The organism is Falsiroseomonas sp. RANM36 (assembly GCF_056682175.1).
Genome location: NZ_JBWXTD010000010.1, coordinates 18,043 through 20,951, shown reverse-complemented (window position 1 = coordinate 20,951; position 2,909 = coordinate 18,043). Strand labels below are relative to the sequence as shown.

The following is a 2,909-nucleotide window of genomic DNA, read 5'->3' as shown; positions in this document are numbered from 1 at the left end:
CCGCCCCGGGGGGCGCCCCCGGCACCGCGGGCGCGCGCGGCGCGGGGGCCGGGGCCCGGCGGGGCGCGGCGGCCGCGGCGCCCGTCATCGCCTGCGTCCAGAACCGCAGCGCCTGGCGCTGCCATTCGCCGGCCAGCACGGCCTGCTGGCGGGCGAATTCGGCGGTCCAGAAGCCGCGCCAGGTGCCTGCCGCGGTATGCGCGGCGCTGAGCCACTGGCTCAGGAAGGGGTTGCTGCTCATGCCCATGTGCCCTCATGGTTGTTCGCCTGCTTATGGTGCGATGCAGCATGAATGGCCATGCCTGCGAGGCCGGCCGCGATGACGTTTCCGCGAGACCCAAGCCGGCCGGGGCGACCGCCGCGCGATTGTTGTGTTGCAGCGCAGCATGAGCCGGCCTAGCCTGGAGCGCGACGGTGGGGAGGCCGTCCATCCCTCACGAGGTGCAATGTGGGCCGCCTGACAGCTGTTTCCTTCCGCTCCTACCGGGGCCACCAGATCGAGTTGCGGGACAGCGGCCGCGACCGTTGCGAGGTGATCATCCATCCCCCCGGCGGGCGCGGCTCGCCGCATGCGCTGAACCCGCCCGAGGGCGGCGCGACCCTCGCGGCCATGCTCGCCCAGGCCAAGGCGATGATCGACGCGGTGATGGGACCACGCCCGGAGATGCCGATGCGGCCGGGCGGCAGTTTCGGCCGCCACCGCGCCTGACGGCTTCGCGCCGGATCGCCGCCTCCGCCCGCCACGGCTTGCCGGGGTCAGCCCCCTGCCCCACAGTTTCCCGCCACAGGCGGCAAGGCGGCGCGGCATGGCCGATCCCTATGTGTACCTCGTCCCCTCGCTCGATGTGTGCTGGGCCAACTTCGCGCCGATGCGCGCGCATCGCGGCCATGTCGCCGAACCGCCCCCCGTCGCACGCTGCGCGGAGGAACTGGCGCGGGTGGTCGAGGAGCTCGGCGCCTTCCTCGACGGGCAGTACGTGCTGGCCGTCCATACCGGGAACTACAACCGCGATGCGTTCTATCGGCCGCCTTTCCTGGCCGAGTATCGCCGTGCCGTCGCGCAGGGCGCCGACATCGCCATCCATCCGCATGAGGAGATCCGGGCGAAGGGCACCGGCCACCTGGCCCCCGACTACATGCGCGAGATGATCCGGCTGCGCATCGCCGAGCTGATGTCCGCCGGGATCACGCCGACCGCCTACAAGGGCGGGCACTTCTCCTTCCCCGGCTGGATGACCGGCATCCTCGACGAGGCCGGGCTGCATGCGGACCTGTCGAGCGCGCCCGGCTATGCGGAGCCGCTCTGCGATGCGGACTGGGTCGGCGCGCCCGATCATGGCGGCTATCTGAGCCTGGAGGACCCGACCTGGCCCGAAGGCCGCGGCACGCGCTCGCGCGTGTTCGAGATCCCGCTCGGGAATGACGGCCTCGGCGCCGACGACATCAACACGCTCTACAACGAGAAATCGGACCTGGAGAACCTGGTGCGCGTCTACGAGGCCATCCGCGCGCGCGCCGAGAGCGCGGCGCGGCCGCATTTCGTGCACTATCTCTTCCACAACACCTCGATCGCGGAACCGCGCTGGCTCGAGCAGTTCAAGCGCCTGATCGACCACGCGCGGACGCGGCAGGGCGCGATCGCAAGCCCGCTGGCGGCGAAGGCTGCCTACGACGCGTGGGCCGGCGCCTGAGCGCCGAGGCGCTATTCCGGCTGCAATCCGGTCGAGCGGATCAGGTCGCGCCACACCTCGCGCTGCTGGCGCATCAGCGCCGCGAACTCCGCCGGCGAGGACGGGAACGGCGCAAGCCCCTGCGCCTCCAGCTTCGATCGCAGCTGCGCCGACTTGAGGCCGTCGTTGATGATGCCGTTCATCCGCATGACGATCGGCTCCGGGATGCCCTTCGGACCCATCACGGAAGAGAAGCTCGGCAGGTCGAAGTTCGGCACCCCCTGCTCCTGCACGGTCGGGTATTCGGGCGCCAGCGGCCAGCGCTCCGCGCTGGTCACCGCCAGCGCGCGCAGCCGTCCGGCGCGCACCACCTCGATGACGCCGACATAGTTGTCGAAGACGAGCTGGATGTTGCCCGCCAGCAGATCGGCCAGCGCCGGCGCCGCGCCGCGATAGGGCACATGCGTCAGCTCCACGCCCGTGCGCTGCATGAACAGCACGCCGAGCATGTGGTTGGCGCCGCCCGCCCCGGCCGAGCCGTAGTTCAGCTTGCCGGGATTGGCCTTCGCATAGGCGATGAGTTCCTGGATGGTGTGGGCCGGCACGCTCGGATGCACGCAGACCATCGCGGTGCCCCTGGCGAAGGTCGCGATCGCCGTGAAGTCGTCCACGCCTTCGTATCCCGGCGTCTTGAACATCAGCGGCGCGCCGATGTGGGACGAGGGGCTCGCCATCATGATCGTGTAGCCGTCCGGCGCGGACTGCGCGACGAATGCCGTGCCAATCGTGCCGCCGGCGCCGGCGCGATTGTCCACCACCACGGGCACGCCGAGCCCGGCCTGCAGCACCTCGGCCTGCAGGCGCCCGGCGATGTCGCTGCCGCCGCCGGGCGGATAGGGCACGACCAGGCGGATGGAGCGGTTGGGCCAGGCGCCCGTGCCCTGCGCCAGCGCAGGGGCGGATGGCAGCACCGCCGAGACCAGTGCAAGCAGACGGCGACGACTGGTCATGCGCGGCTTCTCCGATCCCGGGTCGCCTACTGAACCCACAGCCGGGCATGCCCTGCAAGCCATATCTGGCCGCGCGAGACCGCGCCCGCCGGCGTCACCGTCGCAGCGTCACCGTCGCAGCGTCACCGTCGCAGCGCCGCCGGCGCGCGCCCGCCCCGCCCCCCCCCCGCGCCGCCCCCCGCCCCCCCCCCCCCCCCCCCCCCCCCCCCCCCCCCCCCCCCCGGGGGCG

General features: G+C 72.3%; 4 protein-coding genes. 2 read left to right on the top strand and 2 right to left on the bottom strand.

Features of this window, described 5'->3' with window-relative positions; all coding sequences use genetic code 11:
• The coding region (locus AC1MIR_RS26785; protein WP_480031226.1) for a hypothetical protein at positions 1-241 on the bottom strand (241 nt) is incomplete at its 3' end.
• Between the two features lie 207 nt (positions 242-448).
• Here AC1MIR_RS26785 and AC1MIR_RS26780 point away from each other — a divergent pair.
• Positions 449-709: a hypothetical protein gene (locus AC1MIR_RS26780; protein ID WP_480031225.1), complete on the top strand. Its 261-nt coding sequence runs from the start codon at positions 449-451 to the stop codon at positions 707-709.
• A 97-nt stretch (positions 710-806) separates the two neighbouring features.
• Entirely contained in the window at positions 807-1,691 is an 885-nt protein-coding gene (locus AC1MIR_RS26775) for a polysaccharide deacetylase family protein (RefSeq protein WP_480031224.1), read from the top strand.
• An 11-nt stretch (positions 1,692-1,702) separates the two neighbouring features.
• Here AC1MIR_RS26775 and AC1MIR_RS26770 read toward each other — a convergent pair whose 3' ends face one another.
• Positions 1,703-2,680, bottom strand: a complete 978-nt coding sequence (locus AC1MIR_RS26770) for a Bug family tripartite tricarboxylate transporter substrate binding protein (RefSeq protein ID WP_480031223.1) — start codon at positions 2,678-2,680, stop codon at positions 1,703-1,705.
• Positions 2,681-2,909 lie beyond the last annotated feature (229 nt).

Excerpts from the sequence above, each read along its gene's own strand:
- AC1MIR_RS26775 (WP_480031224.1), top strand. The coding sequence starts at position 807 with ATGGCCGATCCCTATGTGTACCTCGTCCCCTCGCTCGATGTGTGCTGG.
- AC1MIR_RS26770 (WP_480031223.1), bottom strand. The coding sequence starts at position 2,680 with ATGACCAGTCGTCGCCGTCTGCTTGCACTGGTCTCGGCGGTGCTGCCA.